The sequence below is a fragment of the Bradyrhizobium genosp. SA-4 str. CB756 genome, from assembly GCF_000473125.1.
In the GTDB taxonomy this organism is placed as follows: Bacteria; Pseudomonadota; Alphaproteobacteria; order Rhizobiales; family Xanthobacteraceae; genus Bradyrhizobium; species Bradyrhizobium arachidis.
In genome coordinates this window covers 3,929,434-3,953,107 of record NZ_KI421499.1, presented here as the reverse complement: position 1 = coordinate 3,953,107, position 23,674 = coordinate 3,929,434, and the positions used below count along the sequence as shown (strand labels likewise).

18 protein-coding genes are annotated in these 23,674 nt (G+C 65.1%); 12 read left to right on the top strand and 6 right to left on the bottom strand.

Going from position 1 to position 23,674, the window contains the following annotated elements; genetic code table 11:
* The first annotated feature begins 86 nt into the window (after positions 1-86).
* The 5 genes from BRAGE_RS0119510 (at position 87) to BRAGE_RS0119485 (ending at position 6,966) form a co-directional block, all read left to right on the top strand.
* Positions 87-3,098 carry an autotransporter outer membrane beta-barrel domain-containing protein gene (locus BRAGE_RS0119510; RefSeq protein ID WP_084334109.1) on the top strand — a complete coding sequence of 1,004 codons (3,012 nt, stop codon included), beginning with the start codon at positions 87-89 and terminating at the stop codon, positions 3,096-3,098.
* A 145-nt stretch (positions 3,099-3,243) separates the two neighbouring features.
* A complete protein-coding gene (locus tag BRAGE_RS0119505) occupies positions 3,244-4,362 on the top strand; it encodes a helix-turn-helix transcriptional regulator (RefSeq protein ID WP_027557348.1) in 1,119 nt (372 codons plus the stop codon).
* A 104-nt stretch (positions 4,363-4,466) separates the two neighbouring features.
* A complete protein-coding gene (locus BRAGE_RS0119500; RefSeq protein ID WP_027557349.1) occupies positions 4,467-5,585 on the top strand; it encodes a helix-turn-helix transcriptional regulator in 1,119 nt (372 codons plus the stop codon).
* Positions 5,586-5,754: 169 nt separating this feature from the next.
* Positions 5,755-6,051, top strand: coding sequence for a hypothetical protein (locus tag BRAGE_RS48890; protein WP_231164340.1), 297 nt, complete (start codon positions 5,755-5,757; stop codon positions 6,049-6,051).
* 186 nt (positions 6,052-6,237) lie between these two features.
* Positions 6,238-6,966, top strand: coding sequence for a sulfite exporter TauE/SafE family protein (locus BRAGE_RS0119485; RefSeq protein WP_027557351.1), 729 nt, complete (start codon positions 6,238-6,240; stop codon positions 6,964-6,966).
* A gap of 52 nt (positions 6,967-7,018) precedes the next feature.
* Here BRAGE_RS0119485 and BRAGE_RS0119480 read toward each other — a convergent pair whose 3' ends face one another.
* Both BRAGE_RS0119480 and BRAGE_RS0119475 read right to left on the bottom strand, forming a co-directional pair.
* A complete protein-coding gene (locus BRAGE_RS0119480; protein WP_027557352.1) occupies positions 7,019-10,219 on the bottom strand; it encodes an efflux RND transporter permease subunit in 3,201 nt (1,066 codons plus the stop codon).
* A gap of 157 nt (positions 10,220-10,376) precedes the next feature.
* Positions 10,377-11,618, bottom strand: a complete 1,242-nt coding sequence (locus tag BRAGE_RS0119475; RefSeq protein ID WP_027557353.1) for an efflux RND transporter periplasmic adaptor subunit — start codon at positions 11,616-11,618, stop codon at positions 10,377-10,379.
* 200 nt (positions 11,619-11,818) lie between these two features.
* Here BRAGE_RS0119475 and BRAGE_RS0119470 point away from each other — a divergent pair, with 200 nt between their 5' ends.
* On the top strand, positions 11,819-12,424 hold the full coding sequence (locus BRAGE_RS0119470; protein WP_027557354.1) for a TetR/AcrR family transcriptional regulator: 606 nt from the start codon (positions 11,819-11,821) through the stop codon (positions 12,422-12,424).
* Between the two features lies 1 nt (position 12,425).
* Here BRAGE_RS0119470 and BRAGE_RS0119465 read toward each other — a convergent pair whose 3' ends face one another.
* From BRAGE_RS0119465 to BRAGE_RS0119450, 4 genes are all read right to left on the bottom strand, one after another.
* Positions 12,426-13,907 (bottom strand): amidase, encoded by a 1,482-nt coding sequence (locus BRAGE_RS0119465; protein ID WP_027557355.1) that lies wholly within the window; start codon positions 13,905-13,907, stop codon positions 12,426-12,428.
* Between the two features lie 261 nt (positions 13,908-14,168).
* Positions 14,169-15,536, bottom strand: a complete 1,368-nt coding sequence (locus tag BRAGE_RS0119460) for an MFS transporter (RefSeq protein ID WP_027557356.1) — start codon at positions 15,534-15,536, stop codon at positions 14,169-14,171.
* Positions 15,537-15,611: 75 nt separating this feature from the next.
* The gene (locus BRAGE_RS0119455; protein ID WP_027557357.1) at positions 15,612-17,141 is read right to left on the bottom strand and encodes an aldehyde dehydrogenase; all 1,530 of its coding nucleotides are present in this window, start codon (positions 17,139-17,141) and stop codon (positions 15,612-15,614) included.
* A complete protein-coding gene (locus tag BRAGE_RS0119450; protein WP_027557358.1) occupies positions 17,138-17,788 on the bottom strand; it encodes a GntR family transcriptional regulator in 651 nt (216 codons plus the stop codon). Before BRAGE_RS0119450 ends, BRAGE_RS0119455 begins: the two co-directional genes overlap by 4 nt.
* Before the next feature lie 156 nt (positions 17,789-17,944).
* On the opposite strand from BRAGE_RS0119450, the gene BRAGE_RS0119445 reads away from it, so the two are divergent.
* From BRAGE_RS0119445 to rnz, 6 genes are all read left to right on the top strand, one after another.
* The gene (locus BRAGE_RS0119445) at positions 17,945-18,718 is read left to right on the top strand and encodes an alpha/beta fold hydrolase (protein WP_027557359.1); all 774 of its coding nucleotides are present in this window, start codon (positions 17,945-17,947) and stop codon (positions 18,716-18,718) included.
* A 374-nt stretch (positions 18,719-19,092) separates the two neighbouring features.
* Positions 19,093-20,310: a multidrug effflux MFS transporter gene (locus tag BRAGE_RS0119440; RefSeq protein ID WP_027557360.1), complete on the top strand. Its 1,218-nt coding sequence runs from the start codon at positions 19,093-19,095 to the stop codon at positions 20,308-20,310.
* Between the two features lie 15 nt (positions 20,311-20,325).
* On the top strand, positions 20,326-21,723 hold the full coding sequence (gene guaD / locus BRAGE_RS0119435; protein ID WP_027557361.1) for a guanine deaminase: 1,398 nt from the start codon (positions 20,326-20,328) through the stop codon (positions 21,721-21,723).
* 11 nt (positions 21,724-21,734) lie between these two features.
* Positions 21,735-22,379, top strand: a complete 645-nt coding sequence (locus BRAGE_RS48885) for an antibiotic biosynthesis monooxygenase (protein WP_231164341.1) — start codon at positions 21,735-21,737, stop codon at positions 22,377-22,379.
* Positions 22,380-22,425: 46 nt separating this feature from the next.
* Complete coding sequence (locus BRAGE_RS56835; RefSeq protein ID WP_231164342.1) at positions 22,426-22,716, top strand: hypothetical protein; 291 nt, start codon at positions 22,426-22,428, stop codon at positions 22,714-22,716.
* A gap of 50 nt (positions 22,717-22,766) precedes the next feature.
* On the top strand, positions 22,767-23,669 hold the full coding sequence (gene rnz, locus BRAGE_RS0119425; protein ID WP_027557362.1) for a ribonuclease Z: 903 nt from the start codon (positions 22,767-22,769) through the stop codon (positions 23,667-23,669).
* Positions 23,670-23,674 lie beyond the last annotated feature (5 nt).

Here is a 23,674-nt window from a genome sequence, read left to right as displayed (position 1 = left end):
CGATCAGCGAATCCAAATTCGCAAGAGCGGCCTCATCCGATCAGAGGAGGTCGCTGACAACGTGCCTGTGACCTGAGGGACTGAAAATGATTGAGACGGGTGGGGACGGTCTTGCGCGATGGCATTTGGCGCGGCGATCGCTGCTGCTTTTGCTGCCGGCCGCGCCCGTGTTCATCAGCGAGCCCGCCATGGCGGCCTGCATGCCGACCGCGCCGGTCAGCAATGCAACGGTGGTGTGCGCAACTGACACCGACACCCAACAGGGCGGCGGCACGGGCTATGGCGCGCGCGGCGACAACAACAATACCTATGACATCAGGTCGGGGGTGACCGTCCACGGAAAGTTCTTTGGCCTCCAGACCGGCGACGGTGGTGTCATTGTCAACGCCGGCAAGATCGAGGGAACGTTCTCGGCTGGTATTACAGGTGGCGATATGACCATCTCGAACCTCAGCGGAGCCACGATCATCGGTTTCCACGCAATCACCGCTTCAACCCTCAACCTCACCAACGCAGGCACCATCGCGAGCGAGGCGGGCGGACGCGGCAGTGGCGTCGAAGCGTTTGTCGCCAATGTGAGGAATTCCGGCACGATTTCCGGCGTCGGGCCCGACACGGTCGGTATCAACGGCGACACAGTGAACCTGATCTCGAACACAGGAACGATCTTTGGAGATGCGGCCGGGGTCACCGGCATTACCCTGAACCTGGCCAACGACAGCTCCGGCGTCATCACCCAGATCGCGGCGACCGGAGGCGCCATCCAGGCCTCCGGTCTGGCGACAGTGGTGAACGCAGGCAGCATCGCCGGTCACGCGTTCGGCATATCCGGCCAGAACGTCAGCCTGTCGAATCTCGCCTCTGGTACCATCGACGGCGCCAACGCGGTGATCGCGGACCAGTCCGTGACGGTCGCCAATGCGGGGCTGATCCAGTCGAGCGGCAATGCCATCGTGTCGCGGACCGGCGATATCAATCTCACCAACACAGCCTCCGGCACGATTTCCGCGGCCGCTAACACCATTACGGCGAACGCCGACCCAGCCACCGGCAAGGGCAACGTCACGATCAACAATGCCGGCCTGATCCGCACGACGACGTCGCTGGCGGGCGTGATCTCGGCCACGAACCTTGCGACCGTCACCAATTCAGGGACCATTGCCGGCGGTTCGGCCGGCATCGACGGCGAGAACGTAAAGCTGGCGAACCTCGCCGGCGGCACCGTGATCGCGCATAACGTGGCGGTGTTCGGAAACACGTCCGTTGTCGTCGACAATGCCGGTACCATCACTGGCGACGGCAGCAATGGCGATGCCATCGTCGCGCATACCGCGGACGCGACCGTTCGCAACAGTGGAACGATCACCGGGACCGAGTTCGCCATCCACGCAGCCAAGACGGCAAATGTGGTCAACAGCGGCGCCATCTCCGGCGGATCGTCGGGTGTCTTTGCCGAGACCATCAACGCGACGAACACGGGACAGATCTCGGCGAATGGTTTCGGCTTGTCCGGTATCAGGATCAATCTCGACAACGCGGGAACCATCACAGGAGGTGACCGCGGTATCAATGCGATCGTCGGCAACGTCAACAATTCCGGCACGATTACCGGGAGGGAGACAGCCGTCAACGCCAACATCGCCAACGTGACCAACACCGGTCTGCTTCAGGCCTCCGCCACCAACGGCATCGGGATTCTGACGACCCAGGCGACTGTCAACAACTCCGGCACGATCATCGCCGGGATCGGCATTCAGTCGAGCGATGGATCGAACATCACGAACTCCGGCACGATCACCGGCACCGCCGGCAAGGCGATTCTGCTCTCCGACCGGGCCGACACGCTGACGCTGCTGCCGGGCTCGAAGATCAACGGCGTGGTCGATTTCGGCTTCGGCCATGACGTCGTCAACCTCAACTTCATTCCGCTGAGCAGCCGGGTCTCGTCGCTGACGAGTATCCAGCTCCCGACCTTCGTCAACTTCAATGGTACCATCAACACCAACGTCGGGAGCGGAGGCTTCAATGGCCCGCAGGTCTTTGCCGGCGGCGCCCTCGCAACCCTCGATCCCACCGCGCTGGCGCAGACCGACCGCGCGCTGATGGATTTCACCGGCGGCGTGTCCTCGCTAGTGCAGGGCAGGTTGAACGGTGGCACCGGGCCGGCCGGGAGCAACATGATGGCGATGGCCTATGCGCCTGAGAGCGCGCAGGCCGGGCCGTTCACCAAGGCGCCGCACAGCCTCTGGACCGATCCGGCGCCGATCACGGTCTGGGCGACCTCGTTCGGTGGCCAGCGCATCCAGGACGAGACGGTCTCGACCTTGCGCGCGACTTCGACGGCGTGGGGTGGCGCGATCGGCATCGACCGCAAGGTGCAGCCGAACTGGCTCGTCGGCGGCTTCCTCGGCGGCGGGCAGGGCGGCCTCTCGGTCGACCTCAACTCGCAATCGGTCGATACCAACTACGTGTTCGCCGGCGCCTATAGCCGGTTCGAATGGGCCGCGCAGTTCTTCGACTTCACCATCCAGGGCGGCAACGCCGACAACAAATCGCGCCGCATGGTGCTGAACAATGCCGCGGTCGGCGGCATGGAGACGGCCACTGCAAGCTACAGCGGCTGGTACGTCAGCCCGGAAGTTGCCTATGGCTATAAGCTCGAGATCGGCAACGGCTATCTGCTGACGCCGACGGCGCGGCTGCGCTATGTCGCAGGCCGCTTCGACGGCTATAGCGAGACCGGCTCGGCACAAGGGCTGTCGGTCGGTGGCCGCACGCTTCAGGATTTTGAGGAGCGTGGCGAGGTGGATCTGTCGCGCGTGACGAGCCTTGCCGGCGGCGAGCTCAAGGCCAATGTTCATGGCGGGGTGATCGCGCTCCAGCGCGTCGGCGACACCAATATCAACACCGTGCTGCTCGGGCAGAACCTATCCTTCGTCACGCCCGGCAGCCGCTCTACGGTCGGCGCCGTCGCGGGCTTCGGCTTCGACTACCGCACCACGCGCAACGTCTCCGTGTTCGGCGCGGTCGAGGGCATGATGATGTCCGACCAGAGCCGCAGCGGCACGGCGAAAGGGGGCGTTCGCGTCGCGTTCTGAGCCGGCATCAGCCCTGGCGCTTGAACGCGGCGCCCTGCCGGCCGGGCTCCATCCGCCCGGCCGGCACCTCCTACGATCGGAGGACGCCGCATGCTGTGGTCGTGCTAGGCTCCCGGGCATTGACCATTCAATGCCAATTTGAGCCATGCACGGACCACGGAAACTGCCCGAACTGGTCGAGGCCATCTATGACGCGGGGCTCGATCCCGCGATGTGGACCAACGTCGTCGCCGGCATCCGCGACTTCGTCGGCGGCCAGGCCTGCGGGCTGTTTTCCAAGGATTCGATGAGCAAGTTCGGCGTGACGCACTATTATTGTGGGGCGGACCCGCACTACATCCGCCTCTATTCGGAGACGCATTCGAAGTTCGATCCGCTGACGGTCCTGCCGCCGCACGGCCGGATCGTCAGCATCCCCGATCTCGTCAATTTCGAGGAGTACCGGCGCGGGCGCTTTTACCAGGAATGGATGCAGCCGCAGGGATGCAGCGACGCGGCCAATGTCGTGCTCGATAGTTCCAGTGCGAGCTGCCCGGTGATGATGACGGTGCTGTCGGGCCGGCGCATGGTGGATCCCGCGATGAAACATCGCCTCGCGCTGATCGTGCCGCACGCCAGCCGCGCGCTGCTGGTCAACCGCGCCATCGATTCGAAGCTGACATTGGCGACGGCGCTGGCCGACGTCCTCGACAATCTGGCCTCCGGTATCTTCCTGCTCGATAGCTGCTGCCGCGTGGTGCATGCGAATTCTGCGGGCCATGCCCTGCTTGCGGCCGACGACGTCGTCCGATCCGTTGCCGGCCAGCTCGTGACCGGCAGTGCCGAGGCCAATCAGACGCTGCGCAATGCCTTCGCGAGCCGCAGCGATGTCGCGATCGCTATCGCACGCGGCCACGCGATCCCTTTGCTTTCGCCAAGCGGGGATCGCTATGTCGCGCATATCCTGCCCCTCGCCTCCGTGCTGCGCAACGGCGGCGACCGGGCCCGCGACGCTGCCGGTGCGCTGATGTTGCGCAAGGTGTCGCTCGGCGCGCAATCCAGTGGCGAGCTGATCGCGCGGACCTTCGGCCTGACGCCGGCCGAGCTGCGCGTGTTCCTGTCCATCGTCGAGGTCGGCGGCATCCCGGAGACGGCGGCCGCGCTCGGTATCGCCGAGACGACTGCGAAGACGCATCTGCATCGCGTCTTCGCCAAGACCGGCGTTTCGCGTCAGGCCGACCTTGTCAAGCTTGCCGCGGGATTTTCCAATCCGCTTCTCAACTGATCAATAAATCACTGCCGGAATTGAACCTTTTGCTGCCGCGGCAGACTCACAGGAGCCGCCGGGCATGACGAACATTTCTTCATCTGTGATCACTAGCTGTTCCGATGTCCCGACTTCCGAAACAATCCGAGCTGATCGAGAGCATCTATGATGCCGGCCTCAACCCGGAGTTGTGGAGCGATGTCGTGGTCATGCTCAATGGATATATCGGCAGCCAGGCCTGCGGTCTGATCTCCAAGGACCCGGTCAGCAAATCCGGCGCGACGCATTATTACTGCGGGGTCGATCCGCACTACATCCAGCTCTATGCCGAGACCTACGCCCAATACGATCCGCTTGCGCGGCTTCCACAATACGGCGAAGTGCGCAACATCCCCGACCTCGTGAATTTCGACGAATACCGCCGCGGGCGGTTTTATCAGGAATGGCTGCGCCCGCAGGGCTGCGTCGATGTCGCCAACGTGGTGCTGGAGCAGTCGAAGTCTCCGTGTCCGATGCTGCTGACCGTGATCCCGGGCAGGGACATGCTCGATGCCGCCCAGCGCGCACGCATGCAGTTCCTGGTCCCGCACACCAGCCGGGCGCTGCTGATCAACCGCGCGATCGAGCGCAAGCAGCGGCATGCGACCGCGCTCGCCGACGTCGTCGACCGCCTCAATGCCGGCGTGATCCTGCTCGATGCGGCCTGCAATATCGTCCACTGCAATCCGGCTGCCGAGACGATCCTGGCCGCCGACGATGTCCTGCGCACCGTTTCGGGCCGGCTCGTGACGAGATCGTCCGAGGCCAATCTGGCCCTGCGCAACATCTTCCGCGACGCCGGGGAGGTTGCCGTCGCGGCGGCGGCCGATCGGAAGATTCCCCTGACGTCGGACAACGGATCATACTACGTCGCGCACGTGATCGCGCTGCCGTCGCTGCTGCGCGAGGGCGTTGTGGGGCGCACGACGGCGATCGGTGCCTTGTTCGTCTGGAAGGCGGAACTCGACGGCCGCTCGTCTGCCGACCTGATTGACCGCACCTTCGATCTGACGCCGGCGGAACTCAAGGTGCTGCAGTCTGTCGTCGAGGTCGGCGGCGTGCCGGAGACGGCGGCCGCGCTCGGGATCGCCGAGACGACCGTGAAGACGCATCTGCATCGCGTCTTCGCCAAGACCGGCGTCTCGCGTCAGGCCGATCTCGTCAAGCTCGCGGCTGGATTCGCCAATCCGCTCGTGCGCTGACGCGCAAAGCATGATCCGTGCGTAGCGCGTGTCGCTGCAGTTCGCATCAGGTTCAAAGCCAGACCATCATTAGAAAGTTATCGCGCCTCACTCGTTCGGGTGACGCGCTTTGCTGCGTTCTTTTCTACGAGATGTCACGCGAGCTGTTGTTCGACACTTCGATCTCGGTGTGAAGCAGCTCACGTCGCGCTGGTCGAGGGGGATTGTCATGCGAACGGCGTCAGCGGTTTGGGTTGGCAGGTTCCGCGACATCGTCGCCCGCATCGGCGCGGCATTCCGCGAGCAGCGCGAGATCGAGGCGCGGCGTGCGCTGCGGCGCTATCGCCACCTGCTGGAGCCGGCGCGCGAAACATTGCCTTTGAACCAATTCATTCCGGTCAACAATCAAAAGGAAATTTCAGAAGATGCCCACGGATCTGATGCGTGCGAGCACGCCGCCGGCGTCCCCACGTTCGAGCGCGCGTAACGCCAATATCGTCGCGATCGCCCTGACCGCGGCCCTCGTCACGCTCCAGTTGATCGGGCTCGCGATGCTGGAACGCTCTCACGCCCGCGCCATGCAGGTGTCGTTGCCCCGTGAACAGGCCGTTTGTTCCGAGAGCGCCGACGTTCCCGTCTCGCAGATTCCCTACGATTGACCGGAGGACGGCTTGTGCCTGACCTCACGACCCTGATCTTGCTCAGCGTTGCCGTCTTCGCCGGTGCCTTCGTCTCGGGTCTCTCCGGCTTCGCGTTCTCGGCGGTCGCCGGCGCGATCCTGCTCCGGGTGTTTCAGCCGCTCGAAGCCGTACCGCTGATGATGGCGTGCAGCATCGGCGTGCAGGCGACCAATCTGTGGGCGCTCCGGCGCAGCATCCGCTGGGAGGGCAGTCTGCTGCTGATCGTCGGGGGATTGATCGGCGTTCCCATTGCGGTGTCGCTGCTGCAGACCGCGGACACGCATCTGCTCCGGCGCGGTTTCGGCATCGTCGTCGCGCTCTATGCCGCCTACATGCTGCTGCGGCCGACGCTGGTCACGGCCGGCGAGGCGGTCGGCCGCCACTGGGTCGCGCTGATCGGATTCGGGGGAGGGCTGGTCGGCGGGCTCACCGCGATGCCCGGTGCGATCCCGACGATCTGGTGCGACATGCGCGGCATGCCCAAGAGTGAGCAGCGCGGCCTGGTGCAGCCCTTCATCGCGGCGATGCAGCTGTTCGCGATCGCGCTGCTGGTCGGGCACCAGGATCTGTCGTCGAAGGTCTTCGTCGATCTCGCGATCAGCCTGCCGGCGCTGTTCGCGGGATCCGCGCTCGGCGTGATCGCCTTCCACCGGGTCAACGAGACGGTCTTTCGCAAGACCGTGCTCGTTCTGTTGCTCGTGTCAGGGATTTCCCTGATCTAGAGCATGATCCGGAGAAGTGTGGAGCGGTTCTCCGACAAGATCATGCTCCACTCTAGTGCCCGGCCTCGTGGCTCATGCCCTGGACCGGTGCCGCGCTGATGTCGCTGCCGTGATGCACCAGCGGCTTGTTGCCGGTGATGGTTCTGAGCAGCACATAAAACACCGGCGTCAGGAACAGGCCGAACACGGTGACGCCGATCATGCCGGAGAACACCGCAACGCCCATGGCGCGCCGCATCTCCGAGCCCGCGCCGGTCGAGAGCACCAGCGGCAAGACGCCCATGATGAAGGCCATCGACGTCATCAGGATCGGACGAAGCCGCAGGCGGCTCGCCTCGATCGCGGCCCGGATCGGCGTGCGGCCGGCGAATTCGAGCTCGCGCGCGAATTCGACGATCAGGATCGCGTTCTTGGCGGACAGGCCGACCAGCACGATCAACCCGATCTGGGTGAAGACGTTGTTGTCGCCCTTGGAGATCCAGACGCCGAACATCGCAGCCAAGAGGCCCATCGGCACGATCATGATGATCGAGAGCGGCAGGGTCAGGCTCTCATAGAGCGCGGCCAGCACCAGGAACACCAGCAGGATCGCCAGCGGGAATACCCAGATGCCGGAATTGCCGGCGATGAACTCCTGATAGGTCAGGTCGGTCCATTCGAAGGCAAAGCCGGGCGGCAGCGTCTCCGCCGCGATCCGCGTCGCCGCCTCCTGGGCCTGGCCCGATGAGAAGCCGGGCGCGGCCGCCGCGTTGATGTCGGAGGACAGGAAGCCGTTGTAGCGGATCGCACGTTCGGGCCCCGCGCTCTGGCGGACTTTCAGCAGTGCGGACAGCGGCACCATGTCGCCGGACGACGAGCGCACCTTGAGCTGCCTGATGTCGTCGGCACGGGCGCGGAACGGCGCATCGGCCTGGACATAGACGGAGTAGGTGCGGCCAAACTTGTTGAAGTCGTTGACGTAGTAGGAGCCGAGGTAAATCTGCAGCGTGTTGAACACTTCCGTCACGGGTACCCCGAGCTGCAGCGCCTTGGTGCGGTCGATGTCGGCGAACAGCTGGGGCACGTTGACCTGGAAGCTCGAGAACACGCCGGCGATCTCCGGCGCCTTCTGCATCGCCGCCATGAACGCGTTGGTCGCCTCGTTCAGCGCCTCATAGCCGAGACCAGCACGGTCCTCGATCTGCAGCTTGAAGCCGCCGATGGTGCCGAGGCCGTTGACCGGCGGCGGCGGGAACATGGCGATGAAGGCTTCCTGGATCCCTGCATACTTCTTGTTCAGCTCGGCCGCGATCGCGGGCCCGCTGAGCGAGGGATCCTTGCGCTCGTCGAACGGTTTCAGCGTCGAGAACACGATGCCGGCGTTGGAGGAGTTGGTGAAGCCGGAGATCGACAGGCCGGGGAAGGCCACCGAGCTCTCGACACCGGGCTGGGTCAGCGCGATGTCGCTCATCTTGCGGATCACCTCTTCGGTTCGGTCGAGCGTGGCGCCGTCGGGCAGGCGGGCGAAGCCGACCAGATATTGCTTGTCCTGACCGGGCACGAAGCCGCTCGGCACCTGCTGGAACAGGAAGGCGGTGAGGCCGACCAGCAGCACATAGAGGCCCATCACCGCGGCCTTGCCCGAGATCACCTTGGTGACGGTGCCGCTGTAATTCTCCGACGAGCGCGTGAACGCCTTGTTGAAGCCGCGGAAGAACCAGCCAAGGCTCTTCTCCATGATGATCGTGAGCTTGTCCTTCGGCTCGTTGTGGCCCTTGAGCAGCAGCGCCGACAGCGCCGGCGACAAGGTCAGCGAGTTGACCGCGGAGATCACGGTCGAGATCGCAATCGTCAGCGCAAACTGCTTGTAGAACTGCCCGGTCAGGCCGGAGATGAAGGCGAGCGGCACGAACACTGCGATCAGCACCATCGCGATGGCGATGATCGGGCCGGAGACCTCGCGCATCGCCTGGTAGGTGGCATCGCGCGGCGACAGTCCGGCTTCGATGTTGCGCTCGACGTTCTCGACCACGACGATGGCGTCGTCGACGACGATGCCGATCGCGAGCACGAGGCCGAACAGGCTGAGGGCGTTGATCGAGAAGCCGAACACGTGCATCACCGCAAACGTGCCGACGATCGAGACCGGCACGGCGAGCAGGGGGATGATCGAGGCGCGCCAGGTCTGCAGGAACAGGATTACCACCAGCACCACCAGCGCGATCGCTTCCAGCAGCGTGTGGATCACGGCCTCGATCGAGGAGCGCACGAACTGGGTGGGATCGTAGACGATCTGGTAGGACACGCCCTCCGGCATGTTCTTCTTGATCTCGGCCATGGTGGCGCGGACATGGTCGGAGATCTGCAGCGCGTTGGAGCCAGGCGCCTGGAAGATCGGGATCGCCACCGCCTGCTTGTTGTCGAGCAGCGAGCGCAGGCCGTATTCGGAGGCGCCAAGCTCGATGCGCGCGACGTCGCGAAGACGAACCACTTCGCCGCGCGAGCCGGTCTTGACCACGATGTCGCCGAACTGCTCCTCGTTGGCGAGACGTCCCTCGGCGTTGACCGACAGTTGCAGGTCGATACCTTTGACGTTGGGGGAGGAGCCGACGACGCCGGCGGCGGCCTCGACGTTCTGCGCCTGGATCGCTTTCACGATATCGCTGGCGGTGAGGCCATGCTCGGCCGCCTTCTGCGGATCGACCCAGACCCGCATCGAATAGTCGCCGGCTCCATAGAGCTGGACGTCGCCGACGCCGTCGATCCGGGCGAGACGATCCTTGACGTTGAGCACCGCGTAATTGCGCAAATACGTCATGTCGTAGCGGCCGTTCGGCGACAGCAGATGCACCACCATGGTGAGGTCGGGCGACGACTTCTTGGTGATGATGCCGAGCTGGCGCACCACGGCGGGCAGGCGCGGCTCGGCCTGCTGCACGCGGTTCTGCACCAGCTGCGTCGCCTTGTCGGGGTCGGTGCCAAGGCGGAACGTCACCGTCAGCGTCATCGCGCCGTCGGTGGTCGCCTGGCTCGACATGTACAGCATGTTCTCGACGCCGTTGATCTGCTCCTCGATCGGCGTCGCGACAGTCTCCGCGATCACCTTGGGATTGGCGCCCGGATAGGTCGCGCGCACCACGACGGAGGGCGGCACGACGTCGGGGTATTCCGAGATCGGCATCGCGAACAGCGAGATCAGGCCGGCGAGGAAGATCAGCACCGACAGCACGCCGGCGAAAATCGGACGATCGATGAAGAACTTTGAGAGATTCATGGCTTTGCCCCTGGGCAATATCTTGGTCGTCTCCGCACAGCTCCGCCGTCATTCCGGGGCGCGCGACGCGCGAACCCGGAATCCAGAGGTGATGTGCTCGGAGTTTCGTGACGTCGTCATTCCGGGCTCGCGCTGCGTGCGCCCCGAAACGACGTAACTAGCGTTGCACCACGTCCTGGTTGCTGTGGTTGGAAGCCTGCTGCCCCCGCGCCCCCATCGCCGCGATCTCCGTCTTGAGTAGGGCGCCGGGACGCACGCGCTGCAAGCCGTTGACGACGATGCGGTCACCGGGCTTCAGGCCCGACGTCACGATACGAAGTCCATCGACGGCCCCGCCAAGCGTGACCGGCTGGTAGACCGCGCGGCTGTCGTTACCAACCGCCATCACGAACTTCTTGTCCTGGTCGGTGCCGATCGCACGCTCGTCGATCATCACCAGCGTCTGCTGCTTCGGCTGGCCCATGCGCACGCGCGCGAACTGGCCGGGGATCAGACGCCCGTCGTCGTTGGGGAACACCGCGCGGACGCGGATGGTGCCGCTCTGGCCGTTGACCTGGTTGTCGATGAGCTGGATGTGACCTTTCGCCGAAAGACCGCCTGATGTCGCCATCTCCACCGGGATCTGGTCGAGCTTGCCGCGCTGGCCCGTGCTGTCTGCGATCGAGTTCAACGCCCGCAGCACCACCTCTTCGTCCGCATCGAACGAGGCGTAGATCGGATTGACCGAGACCAGCGAAGTCAGCACCGGCGAAGCGGTGCCGGCGGCGACGAGATTGCCGACGGTGATCTCGAACTTGCCGACGCGGCCGTCCACCGGCGCGCGCACCTCGGTGTAGTCGAGATTGAGCTTTGCAGTCTGGAGCGTGGCCTCGGCCGCCTTCACATTGGCGATGGCTTCGCGATTGGCGTTGTCGCGCTGGTCGTAATCGCGCCGCGTGACCACGGCGTTGCCAACCAGCTGCGCGCCGCGCTCGAGCTCGCTCTGGGTGAAGACCACGCGGGCCTTGGCCGCCTCGAGCTGCGCGGCGGCCTTGTCGACCTCGGCGGCGTAGGGCGCCGGATCGATCTTGAACAGCACATCGCCGGCCTTCACCAGCGCGCCTTCGGTGAAGTTGGTCGACAGGATCGCGCCGGCGACGCGCGGGCGAAGCTCGACGCGTTGGATGGCCTCGAGCCGGCCGGAGAAATCGTCCCAAAGCACGGTCTGCTTTGGTTCGATCATGGCGACGGTGACGGAAACGGCCTGCTCAGCCGCGGCCGCGGTTGCGGTCGCCTGCGCGGCGCGAAAGTAGTGGCCGGTCGCGATCGAGCCGGCCACGGCGAGGGCGCCCACGACCGCAACGCCGCCAAGAAGGCGGCGGAAACGGCCGGCGCGGGGGGAGTTTTGCGAGGGATGCATTTGCGCGCTCCAGATATGTAGTGTTCACTACAGATGTGGAGCTGGATGTCGCAGTGCAAGATACTTATGTACCATTCACTAAGAAAATTGTAGCCGTATACCGCGACAATTGGAAGACGCCGAGAAAAGAAAGCTAGAACAAATAGATAGGATTTGGCGTTAAGCCTCCGGCAGAACGTGAAATCCGAGGAGACAGGCACATGGGCATGGGACGCCCCCGCGAATTCGACGCCGAAACGGCGTTGGACCAGGCGATGGAAGTGTTTTGGCGCCATGGCTATGAGGGCGCGACCATTGCCCAGCTCACCGAAGCCATGGGCATCAATCCCCCCAGCCTCTATGCCTGCTTCGGCAACAAGGAAGGCCTGCTTAAGGCCGCGCTCGACCGCTACACAAAACTGCGCGGCGTCTGGATGGACGAGGTGGTTGCGGCACCCACCGCCCGCGCGGTCGCCGAGCGGATGCTGATGGGCATTGCCGACAAGCAGACCGATCCCGCCAATCCGCCCGGCTGCCTGCTCGTGCAGGGCGGGATTGCCTGCGGCACCGGCTCCGAGAACGTCCCCTTCGAGCTCGCTGCGCGCCGCGCCCAGAACGAGGACCAGCTCCGCGAGCGCTTTGTCCGCGCCAAGGCGGAGGGCGATCTCAAGGATACGTCAGATCCGGCCGCGCTCGCGCGCTACGTTTCGGCCGTCTCCGTCGGCATGGGCGTGATGGCGTCCTCAGGCGCGGACCGCGAGGCGCTGCGGCAGGTCGCGAGCGTCGCGGTGCAGGCGGTCGAGGCGCAGTCGGCCGACCGAACCTGATTTATCTCGGCAACGCCGGCGGCGGCACGAAGCCGCCGAACTCGCGCTCGATCAGTCCGGCCAGCGCAATCGTCGTGCGGTCCTCCAGGTAAGGTCCGATGATCTGAACGCCGATTGGCAGGCCCGAAGGCGTGCGCTCGATCGGAACGGCGGTCGCCGGCAGTCCGCAGGTTGAGGCGGGATCGGCCCAGATGAAGCACGCATCGGAATAGTTGTAGAGCTTGCCATCAATGTCGAGCTTCCGCGCGTCGAACGGCTCGGAATGATCGTGCGGAAAGGCCGGTACGGCGGCGGCCGGATAGATCACCGCGTCGAACTCGCGGAAGAGCTGATGCCACTTTTGCTGCAGTTGCAGGCGCGCCGCGTCCGCCGCCAGCCAATCGCGATGGGTCATGCCCCAGCCGCGAGCGCGCTCGGCTTGCAGGCTGCGATCGTCGGGCGCGAGTGCCGCGGCAGCTTCTTGCGCCTCGGCGAGGGCGGCTGGTGTCAGGCGCGGGCTTCGCGCGCCGTTGAGCAACTTCATGTAGAGCCGCGCGGAGTCGGCGAGATCGGGCAGCGAGGCGCTCGCGCGCGCGACGCGTGCGCCCGAACGTTCGAGCCGCTCGGCCAATCGTCCAATGGCTGAGCGCACGGCGTTGCCCGTCGGCATCAGCGGATGGGTGTCGATCACGAGGATCCTGAAATCCATGAGCTGGGTGTGCCGCGGGGCGGGCAGCGCGAGGCGGTAGCCGACCCCGTCGCGCGTCTCGTCGGGGCCGGCAATCACGTCGAGCGATAACGCAAGGTCCGAAGCGGTGCGCGCCATCGGCCCGACGACGGCGAGATCGCCCTGGCCGGGGACAGGCGGTGCCGGTGGCAGGCTGTATCCGCGCAACGGGACGAGGCCGAGGCTCGGCTTGTGTCCGAACACGCCGCAGAAATGCGAGGGCACCCGGATCGAACCGCCGATATCCGAGCCGATCGAGAGCGGACCGAACCCTGCGGCCAGCGCCGCCCCGCATCCGCCCGAGGAGCCGCCCGGCGAGCGGCCGAGGTCCCACGGATTGTTGGTCGCCCTGTAGATCTCGTTGTAGCTCTGGAAATCCCTGAGGCCGATCGGGATGTTGGTCTTGCCGATGATGACGGCGCCCGCCGCCTTCAGCCGCGAGACGAGGAGGGCGTCCTCGGCCGGCTTGAAATCCCTGAAATGCGGAAAGCCCCATGTCGTCGGCAAGCCGGCGACGTTGAATGGCTCTTTGAGGGTTACGGGGATGCCGAGCAGCGGCAGCCGCTCGCCGCGTCCAAGCGCGTCATCGGCGGCCCGCGCAGCGTCTCTGGCCCGATCGAAATCGCGGACGATGATCGCGTTGATCGGCCCGTCCAGCGCCTCGATGCGGGCGATCGTGTGTTCGAGCAGCTCCGACGCAGAAATCTTGCGGGCGTGCAGGGCGCCGACGAGTGTACCGATTGAGCCGTAGCTCAGGTCAGCGGCATCTGCGGTCATCACGCGCTCCCATTGCATCGCATCGCGTATCGAGCATCCAATGTTAAGAGCAGAATGAGGAGGGGTGCAACGGGAGCCAGACCTGCCCGCCGGTCGGGGCTGCGAAGGGGCACCGGCGGCTCCACAGCGTCATGGCCGGGCTTGTCCCGGCCATCCACGTCTTGCTATGCGCGCACGGAGAACGTGGATGCCCGGGACAAGCCCGGGCATGACGACCTCGTGTGCGGAGGTGCAGCGCCACCAGGACGCCGAGAGATGAAGTCAGGACGCTTCCTTCAGCACCGGCGAAGCTGTTTCCTCCGCCTTCAGCTCCTCGAGACTGCGATGCCTGGGCTCGATGCCGAGCGACCAGACCGTGATGATCTGCACCACCAGGAGGCCGATCATCAGCGCCATCACGCCGGCGACGCCCCGCGTCTCGAACAGCGAGACCACGAGGAACGGCGTGACGATGGTAGCGCCGCGCCCCAGCGTGTTGACGATGCCGGAGGCGCGCAGGCGGACCTCGGTCGGAAACAGTTCGGGGATGTAGATGCCGAACAGCAGGGCGACCAGGACGTAGATCGGCACGGTCAGTGCGAAGCCCACGGCCGGCAGCAGGATCGGGTCCGAGATCATGGGGTAGAGGATGCCCAAGGCCACCGTGATCAGCGAGGCGCCGATGATGGTCGGCTTGCGGCCCCAGCGGTCGGCGGTCAGCGCGCCGATGGCCGAGCCGATCGGCGCGCCGAGCGCCATCAGCAGCGAATAGCCGAACGAGGTCGCGATCGAGAGGCCCTGCTTGACGAAGAACACGGGCAGCCATGTCACGAAGCCGTACAGCAGGGTGTTGATCGTGATCAGGCAGACCGAGCCGACGATCATCCGCGACAGCAGGGGTGCGGTGAACAGCGTGCCGAGATCGGCGGCGACGGGGACTGACGTGACAGGCGCGGGAGCAGGCAGGGGCTGGCCTTGCGCTGCCTCCTTCTCGATGGCCTGCATCAGCGCTTCCGCCTCAGTGGTGCGCCCGACGGCTTCCAGCCAGCGCGGCGATTCCGGCAGCGACTTGCGCATGTACCAGACGACGAGCGCGCCGACGCCGCCGAGCACGAACATCGAACGCCAGCCGAATTGCGGCACCAACACGGATGCGACGAGCAACGCCACGGGCAGTCCGGTGACGACGCACACGGTGGTGAAGCCGAGCCATTTGCCGCGGGTGCGCGCGGGCACGAATTCCGTCATCGTCGAATAGCCGACGACGTTCTCCGCACCTAAGCCAACGCCCATCACGAAGCGGCAGGCGATCAGGAAGGCCATGTTCGGCGAGAACGCGGCGGCGAGGGAGGCCAGGCCGAAGAGGAGCAAATTGAACTGATAGGTGAAGCGGCGGCCGTAGCGATCGCCGAGGAAGCCGGTGCCGAACGATCCGAGCATCATGCCGACGAAGGTCGCCGAGATGAACGCCGCGTTCTGGGCGAGGGTCGAAAAGCCCGTCTTCAGCGTCACGCTGAGCACGGTCCCGGCGATGTAGATGTCAAAACCGTCGAAAAACATGCCGATGCCGATCAGCAGCATGATGCGGCGATGGAATGGCCCGATCGGCAGCCGGTCCAGACGGCTGCCTGCGTTCACCGATGTCGACATATACGCTCTCCCTTGACTGTTGTTCTGGTTGATGCGGCCCGCCTTCTCTGGGCGGTCAGCCGCTCCTGGTCTCTGCTAGTTCAATCGCTTCTGGTTGGCCGTGTCGCGGTACCAGTCGAACGGCTGCTCGTGGGTCGCGACCATCACGCTCTTGGTGTTGAAATGGTCGTTGAAGCTCTCGGTGCCGCATTCGCGGCCGATGCCGGAATCGTCGACGCCGCCCCAGGGCGAGGCCGGGTCGAGCCGGTGATGATCGTTGATCCAGACGATGCCGGCCTTGACCGACGCCGCGACGCGGTGGGCGCGGGCGACGTCGCGGGTGCGGATCGCAGCGGCCAGGCCAAACGGCGAGTCGTTGGCAAGCCGCAGCGCATCGGCCTCGTCCTTGAACGGCGTCACCGAGGTGAACGGGCCGAACACTTCCTCCTGGAAGATCCGCATGTCGGATTTGACGTCGGCGAACACCGTCGGCTCGACGAAATAGCCGTTGTCGTGGCCCGGCACCTTCGCCGCAACGCCGCCGGTGACGAGACGCGCACCGTCGGCGTGACCATAGCCCACATAGCTGAGCACGCGGTCGCGCTGCCGGGCCGAGATCACGGGACCCATCTGGGTGCTGGGATCGAAGGGATCGCCGACGCGGATCGTGCGGGTCTTGGCCTGCAGCTTCTCGACGAATTCGTCGTAGATCGAGGCCTGGACGATATGGCGCGAGGCGCAGACGCAGGTCTGTCCGGCACCGATGAAGGCGCCAAACGCGGCGTAGTTGACGGCGCGATCGACGTCGAAATCGTCGAACACCATCACCGGCGTCTTGCCGCCGAGCTCCATGGTCTGATGCGCAAACACCTTTGCGGCCGCGCTGCCGGCGATGCGGCCGGCCTCGGTGCCGCCGGTCAGCACCAGCTTGTTGATGTCGCCGTGTTCGGCCAGCATCTTGCCGGCGCTCTGGCCGAGGCCGAGAACGATGTTGAAGACGCCGGGCGGCAGGCCTGCTTCGGTGAAGATCTGCGCGAGCTTCAGGGTCGTCAGCGGCGTGTATTCGGAGGGCTTGACCACGGTGACGCAGCCGGTCGCCAGCACCACGGCGAGCGACTTGCACAGGATCATCAGCGGATGATTGAACGGCGTGCAATTGGCGACAATGCCGATCGGCGTGCGAAGCGTGTAGTTCAGATAGGCGCCCTCAACGGGGATCACGGAGTCGCGGCGCGACAAAGCGAGGCCGGCGAAGTAGCGGAAGAAATCCGGCAGGCGGGAGAGCTGGGCGCGGGTCTCGTTGACCGGGCGGCCATTGTTGAGGGTCTCCAGCCGGTACAGGCTGTCGAGATTGGCCTCGAACGCGTCGGCGAGCTTGTTGACGAGCCTCGCCCGCGCACGCGTGTCCATTCCGCCCCAGGCATTGCCTTCGAATGCGGCGCGCGCGCTTTTCATGGCACGGTCGATGTCTTCGGCGGTGGAATTGGGAATGCGCGCGATCACGTCGCCGGTCGCGGGATTGCGGACGTCCAGCATCGCGCCGGCTCCGGCCTCGACTTCACGCCCATCGATGAAATTGCCGTGGATTTCGACGTCGATCGACGCGGGTTTTGACGGGATGTTCATGACGACCTCTCTTCGACGATGACGGCGTTACGCTTGAGCGCCGGCAGAACGCGTTTTTCGGTGGCCCCGATATGGGCCTTGATGATGCGCGCGGCGGTTCGCGTCTCGCGCCGCTGCATGGCGTTGATCAGGGCGACATGCTCGGCAACGAGCTTCGCCGGGTCATGGCCTTTCAGATTGGAGATGCTGACACGGACCAGCCGGTCGGCCTGGCCGATCAGGTCGCACAGCGCGGTGGCCATGCGGCGATTGCCGGAGGCATGAGCCAGCGCGGTGTGGAAGCCGCGATTGTAGGCGATGAAGTCCTCGTGATTGCCGGAGAAGCGGCGGAATTCGTCGAGCGACTTCAAGACGCTGTCGGGCGCGCTTTCGATCGCCTCGGCGACGCAGGCCGGCTCCAGCGCAAGACGGAAGCGCAGGAGGTCGCGGGCATCGGACAGCGAGATCGGCGTGACCCGGTAGCCCTGGCGCGGCTGCACCGTCACGAGGTGCTCGCGCTGCAGCCGCAATAGCGCGTCCCGGACCGGTTGCCGGCTCACGTCATAGCGCTCGGCGAGGTCCTGCTCGCGCATTTCATCGCCCGGCGCAAGGCGACAAGCTAAAATATCAGACCTGAGTCGATCGTAGATATTTTCGCGCAAAAGCATGATTTGATCTCTCTCGTTGGCGTTAATATCTCAATCGTGATATTTCACGTCAAGGGCTAATTGCTTGAATTCCCTGATAGTTGATTTATCAATCAGGGCCTCCAGGGCGCGCGAAAAGGCACGTGAACTGCCGACCAAGTGAAGGAAAGACCGGATATGGACAGGCTTCTTGCCAACGGGACCGTCAACGCCGCGCAATCGGGCGAGGGGCCGCCGTTGTTCCTCTTCCACTCGCTGTTGTCGGACCGCGCGAGCTTTGATGCGATCGTGCCGGAGCTTCGTACGCGCTTCCGCACCATCGTGCCGGAGCTGCCGGGCTTTGGCCGCTCACAGGCAGTCGAAGGCGGCCTTGCGGCGGTCGCCGACCGGATGGCGGAGGCCGTGCGCGATGCCGCCGGCGGCGCGCCGGCGATCGCGCTCGGCAATGGCTATGGCGGGTTCGTCGCGCTGCAGATGGCGATCCGGCATCCGGCAATCGCCAGCAAGCTTGTTCTCGCCGACAGCGGCGCGGCGTTCTCGGAGCCCGGCCGCGAGGCGTTTCGCAATATGGCGAAAGCGTCGCGCGAGAAAGGATTGGAAGCCATCACCGACGTCGCGATGCGGCGCCTGTTCGCGCCCGAATTTCAGGAGCAGCATCCTGAGCTGATGCAGGATCGTCGCGCAGCGTTTCTGCGGACGGATCCCGATGTGTTTCGCGCTGCATGCGATGCATTGGCAAGCCTCGATCTCCGCGGCGAGCTTGCCGCGGTGAAGGTCCCGGTGCTCGTTCTGGTCGGTGAGCACGACGAGGCGACGCCGCCACCAATGTCGCGTGAGCTCGCCGCCGGATTGCCGCGCGCCGAGCTCAAGGTCATTCCAGGCTGCGCCCACGTGCCGCAGCTTCAAGCGCCGCGGCAGTTCCTCGCAGATCTCGAGGGTTTCCTGCTCTGACCGGGGCCTTGCAGAAAGCCGGCTGGTGCTCGAAACGCCCATGCCTTCCGAACGGTTAATGGTTCGGTCCGGCGGCGACTTCGAAATCGGGAGCGTTGCATGATGCTCCTGTTTTGCCCGACGGGTCAAAGGTCGGCGCCGGCTCGGCTTGCGCCGTTCGGGGCGAAATTCGTCAATGATTTGTACTGTGCATGGGGTTGTTTTCGCGTTTCTGGTTTGAGCCCTCGCTGCTGTCCGCATTGAAGCGGACCTCCTAAGAGTTTTTACACACAGTTCTGGCAGCTTCCTGCGCGTCAATATCCGCAACCTGCATCGTCGCCTCTCATTGTGCGCACGAAAAGACGGGACCCGCGGGCATCGAGGGGGCGTAAGCCATGACTGCACTTGCTTCGGACGCCGGTCGCGCGAGAAGTGGGATCGTGCCGATCCTGCTGTGCGTCGTGCCGTTCAGCCAGATTCCGCTCGATGCCTACACGCCCGGCCTGCCGCAGATGGTGGTCGATCTCGCGACCGATTCCGCCTCGATGCAGAACACCGTCACCGCCTACATGCTCGGCATGAGCCTGGCGCTGGTGCCCGTCGGTATCGCCTCCGATACGCTCGGCCGCCGTAACGTCCTGCTCGCAGGGCTGTCGGTACTGATCGCGATGAGCATCGCCTGCGCGCTCGCCACCAGCGCCTCGCTGCTGCTGAGCTTGCGCTTCCTGCAAGGCATCGGCGGCTGCACCTGCCTCGTCGTCGCCTATGCGGTGGCGGCTGACTGCTTTCGCGGCCGTGAGCTCACCGCGATCTCTGGTCTGCTCGGCGCTGCCTGGGGCCTTGCGCCAGTGCTTGCGCCAGCCGCCGGCGGCTTCATCGTCGAGCTGACCTCGTGGCGCGGCGTCTTCGTCGTCATCGCGGTCGCCGCGGCCATCGTCGCCACTATCGTCGTATTTCTTCTGCCCGAAACGCTGCCCACAGATCGCCGCGCGCCGTTCGATCCACGCCGCACCGCCGGCATTCTTCGCGATGCTCTGGTCCGTCCGGGCTTCCTCGCTTTCGTGCTGGTGTTTGCGGCCGCTGCAAGCGCGCAGCTCGCGTTCGGCGTCGTTGCGCCGTTCTTCTACCAGACCGGCCTCGGCTATTCGGCGGCCATCTACGGCCTCGTCGCGCTTGGCCTTGGCGGCGTCAATCTGGCCGGCGAGCTCGGCTGCGCGCATTTCGCGCGCTTCATGCCGGCCCGCGTCATGGGGTTTGGCGCCTTCGCGCTGTTCCTTGCCGGCGCCGCAGTCCTCGCTGCGACCGGCATGACCGTGGGCCTTAATTTTACGTCGATCACGATCGGCGGCGCGCTGGTGCTCGGCGGCTGCGGCGTGCTGTGCCCGATGATGTACGGCATGGCGCTCGGGCTGTTCGAGCGCGACCACGGCCTGATCGGCGGCCTCATCAGCGCGCTCTGCTATCTCGCCGTCAGCGGCGCCATGGCGATCGCGGCGGTGCTGCCTGAATCGACGCAGGCGCCGATCGGCTGGCTCTATCTCGGCCTCTGCGCCATCGCGGGCGCGCTGCTTGCGATCTCGCTGCCCTCGGCGCGCAACGCCACACAGACTTAAGGAAGGAACCTCCTCATGACCACCGTCGGTATTCGCGGCACGTTTTTCGACTTCGTCGACGATCCCTGGAAGCACATCGGCAACGAGCAGGCCGCCGCGCGCTTCCATCAGGACGGCCTCATGATCGTCACGGACGGCGTGATCAAGGCGTTCGGTCCCTATGACAAGGTCGCCGCCGCGCATCCCGGCGTCGAGGTCACCCATATCAAAGACCGCATCATCCTGCCGGGCTTCATCGACGGCCACATCCATCTGCCGCAGACCCGCGTGTTAGGCGCCTATGGCGAGCAGCTGCTGCCGTGGCTGCAGAAGTCGATCTACCCCGAGGAGATCAAGTACAAGGATCGCAACTACGCGCGCGAGGGCGTGAAGCGTTTTCTCGACGCACTGCTAGCCGCCGGCACCACCACCTGCCAGGCCTTCACCAGCTCATCGCCGGTCTCGACCGAAGAGCTGTTCGAGGAAGCCAGCAGACGCAACATGCGCGTGATCGCGGGCCTCACCGGCATCGACCGCAACGCGCCGGCCGAGTTCATCGACACGCCCGAGAACTTCTATCGCGACAGCAAGCGGCTGATCGCAGAGTATCACAACAAGGGCCGCAATCTCTACGCCATCACGCCCCGTTTCGCCTTCGGCGCTTCGCCGGAGCTACTGAAAGCGTGCCAGCGCCTCAAGCACGAGCATCCGGATTGCTGGGTCAACACCCACATCTCCGAGAACCCGGCCGAATGCACCGGCGTGCTGGTTGAGCATCCGGACTGCCAGGACTATCTCGGCGTCTACGAGAAATTCGACCTGGTCGGTCCGAAATTTTCCGGCGGTCACGGCGTCTATCTCTCGAACAACGAGTTCCGCCGCATGTCGAAGAAGGGCGCGGCGGTGGTGTTCTGCCCATGCTCGAACCTGTTCCTCGGCAGCGGCCTGTTCCGCCTCGGCCGCGCCACCGATCCCGAGCATCGCGTCAAGATGTCGTTCGGCACCGACGTCGGCGGCGGCAATCGCTTCTCGATGATCGCCGTGCTCGACGACGCCTATAAGGTCGGCATGTGCAACAACACGCTGCTTGACGGCAGCATCGATCCGGCGCGCAAGGATCTTGCCGAGGCCGAGCGCAACAAGCTCTCGCCCTATCGCGGCTTCTGGTCGGTCACGCTCGGCGGTGCCGAAGGCCTCTATATCGACGACAAGCTCGGCAACTTCGAGCCCGGCAAGGAGGCTGATTTCGTCGCGCTCGATCCGAATGCTGGCCAGCTGGCGCAGCCCTGGCACCAGTCGCTGGTTGCGGACGGTGCCGGTCCGCGCACGGTCGACGAGGCCGCGAACATGCTGTTCGCCGTCATGATGGTCGGCGACGACCGCTGCGTCGACGAGACCTGGGTGATGGGCAAGCGCCTCTACAAGAAGAGCTGAAGCCGCTGCCCATGAGCGCATCTCCCGATACGGCCAGCCAGCCGGTCGCTCTCGTCATCCAGCGCCGTATCGCGGACGATGGCTTCGCCGCGTTCGCGCGCTGGAACGGCGAGGTCGGCGAGGCGCTCAAGACCTGGCCCGGCTTCCTCAGCCAGGAGGTGGTGCCGCCGCAGCCGCCGGCGCATGTCGATTGGGTGACCATCCTGCGTTTCGCAAACCCGGCCGCGGCACGCGCCTGGCTCCAGAGCGAGGTGCGGGCGAAGCTGATCGGAGAGGTGCAGCGCTTCTTCGTCGGTTCGGAGGATGTCCATATCCTGCCCGACACCGGCGTTCAGCGCGACAATGCGGTCTCCGCCGTGATCTCCTTCAAGGTGCCCGACGGGCTCGAGGATGCGTTCCTTAAGTGGCAGCAGCGCATCCAGGCCGCGGAAGCCGAATTCAGGGGATTCCTGCGCCACAAGATCGAGCGGCCGATTCCGGGCCTGCACGACGAGTGGATCATCATCCTGTCGTTCGACAGCGATGCCAATCTCAACACCTGGCTCGACTCGCCGTTGCGCCAGACGCTGCTGAAGGACGGCGAGCGCTTCAACGCCGGCATGAACGTGAAGCGGGCGAGCTACGTTCAATTTCTGGTTTCCGGCCGGCAAGGTTGAGGCACCGGAGCAGGGGCCTGGCTTCATCTGGAAGAGCAATCTCATCGTGCTGCTGGTGCTCTATCCCGTCGTGTATCTCTGGGGCTACTTCATCAGCAGACCTCTGATCGACAGTCATGGCGTGCCGGTCTGGCTGTCGCTCTTCATCGGCAATCTCGTCAGCACCCAGCTGCTCGGCTGGTGGCTGGTGCCCGCCGCCTTCAAGGCATTGGACTGGTGGATCACGCCGAAGGCGACGATCAGTCGCCAGATCGCGGGCTATGCGCTGCTCGCCGCGCTCTATGCCGCCTCGATGGGCCTGTACGCGCTGCTGCTTGCGTGGCATTGGGGACGGTGAGGCCGTCCGTCGATTGAAGGCGGCTTCAAACCGCTGGATAATTGACGCCCATGTTCGCCCTGACATTTCTCGGCACCTCCGCCAGCGTTCCCTCCGCGGAACGCAACCATCCGGCGCTGCTCGTGGAAGCCGCTGGCAGACGTATCCTGGTCGATTGCGGCGAGGGCACGCAGCGCCAGCTGCTGCGCAGTGGTGCAGGCTTCCGGCGGCTCGATCGCATCCTGCTGACGCACGGCCATCTCGACCACGTGCTCGGCATCCCCGGCTTGTTCTCGACATTGGGCTTGCGCCAGAGCGCCGAGGTGATGACGGTTCATGCCGGACCGGGCACGCTCGACCTCGTCATCCGCATGCTGGCAGGCCTGTGGGGCGCGGGCAGGGCACCGATCCCGGTTGAGTTCGCGCCGCTGGCCGAAGGACAGGTCCTCGACGCCGGCGACTTCACCATCGACTGTTTTCCGGTTCGCCATCGCGACACCGACAGCTTTGGCTTCGCGTTCCAAAGCCCCGCACGCCGTCATCTTCTGTCCGATCGCCTCGCGGCGCTTGGTGTTCCCGACGGTCCCATGCGCGGAGGGCTCGCCGCGGGACGGCCGGTTGTGATCGATGACCGAACCGTCGATCCGGAGGACGTGCTGGGGCCTCCGAGCGGCGGCAAGAAGCTTGTCGTCATCGGCGACACCGAGACTACCGAGGGACTGTCGCAATACGTTGCAGATGCCGACTTGTTGGTGATCGAGGCGACGTTCCTCGATCGCGACGCGTCGACCGCACGCGATTACGGCCATCTCACCGCGGCGGTGGCGGCGTCCTTTGCGGCCGCGAACAACGTCGGCCAGCTCGTGCTGACCCATATGTCGGGGCGCTACGAGGACGACGAGATCCTGACCGAAGCGGCGAGGATCTTCCCGAACAGCCGGATCGCCGCCGATTTCGACCACATCGTGATCTAACGACC

Bases quoted from the DNA above. Each gene is read 5' to 3' on its own strand.
- BRAGE_RS0119510 (WP_084334109.1), top strand. From the start codon at position 87: ATGATTGAGACGGGTGGGGACGGTCTTGCGCGATGGCATTTGGCGCGG.
- BRAGE_RS0119505 (WP_027557348.1), top strand. From the start codon at position 3,244: ATGCACGGACCACGGAAACTGCCCGAACTGGTCGAGGCCATCTATGAC.
- BRAGE_RS0119500 (WP_027557349.1), top strand. From the start codon at position 4,467: ATGTCCCGACTTCCGAAACAATCCGAGCTGATCGAGAGCATCTATGAT.
- BRAGE_RS0119480 (WP_027557352.1), bottom strand. From the start codon at position 10,219: ATGAATCTCTCAAAGTTCTTCATCGATCGTCCGATTTTCGCCGGCGTG.
- BRAGE_RS0119475 (WP_027557353.1), bottom strand. From the start codon at position 11,618: ATGCATCCCTCGCAAAACTCCCCCCGCGCCGGCCGTTTCCGCCGCCTT.
- BRAGE_RS0119470 (WP_027557354.1), top strand. From the start codon at position 11,819: ATGGGCATGGGACGCCCCCGCGAATTCGACGCCGAAACGGCGTTGGAC.
- BRAGE_RS0119465 (WP_027557355.1), bottom strand. From the start codon at position 13,907: ATGACCGCAGATGCCGCTGACCTGAGCTACGGCTCAATCGGTACACTC.
- BRAGE_RS0119460 (WP_027557356.1), bottom strand. From the start codon at position 15,536: ATGTCGACATCGGTGAACGCAGGCAGCCGTCTGGACCGGCTGCCGATC.
- BRAGE_RS0119455 (WP_027557357.1), bottom strand. From the start codon at position 17,141: ATGAACATCCCGTCAAAACCCGCGTCGATCGACGTCGAAATCCACGGC.
- BRAGE_RS0119450 (WP_027557358.1), bottom strand. From the start codon at position 17,788: ATGCTTTTGCGCGAAAATATCTACGATCGACTCAGGTCTGATATTTTA.
- BRAGE_RS0119445 (WP_027557359.1), top strand. From the start codon at position 17,945: ATGGACAGGCTTCTTGCCAACGGGACCGTCAACGCCGCGCAATCGGGC.
- BRAGE_RS0119440 (WP_027557360.1), top strand. From the start codon at position 19,093: ATGACTGCACTTGCTTCGGACGCCGGTCGCGCGAGAAGTGGGATCGTG.
- guaD (WP_027557361.1), top strand. From the start codon at position 20,326: ATGACCACCGTCGGTATTCGCGGCACGTTTTTCGACTTCGTCGACGAT.
- BRAGE_RS48885 (WP_231164341.1), top strand. From the start codon at position 21,735: ATGAGCGCATCTCCCGATACGGCCAGCCAGCCGGTCGCTCTCGTCATC.
- rnz (WP_027557362.1), top strand. From the start codon at position 22,767: ATGTTCGCCCTGACATTTCTCGGCACCTCCGCCAGCGTTCCCTCCGCG.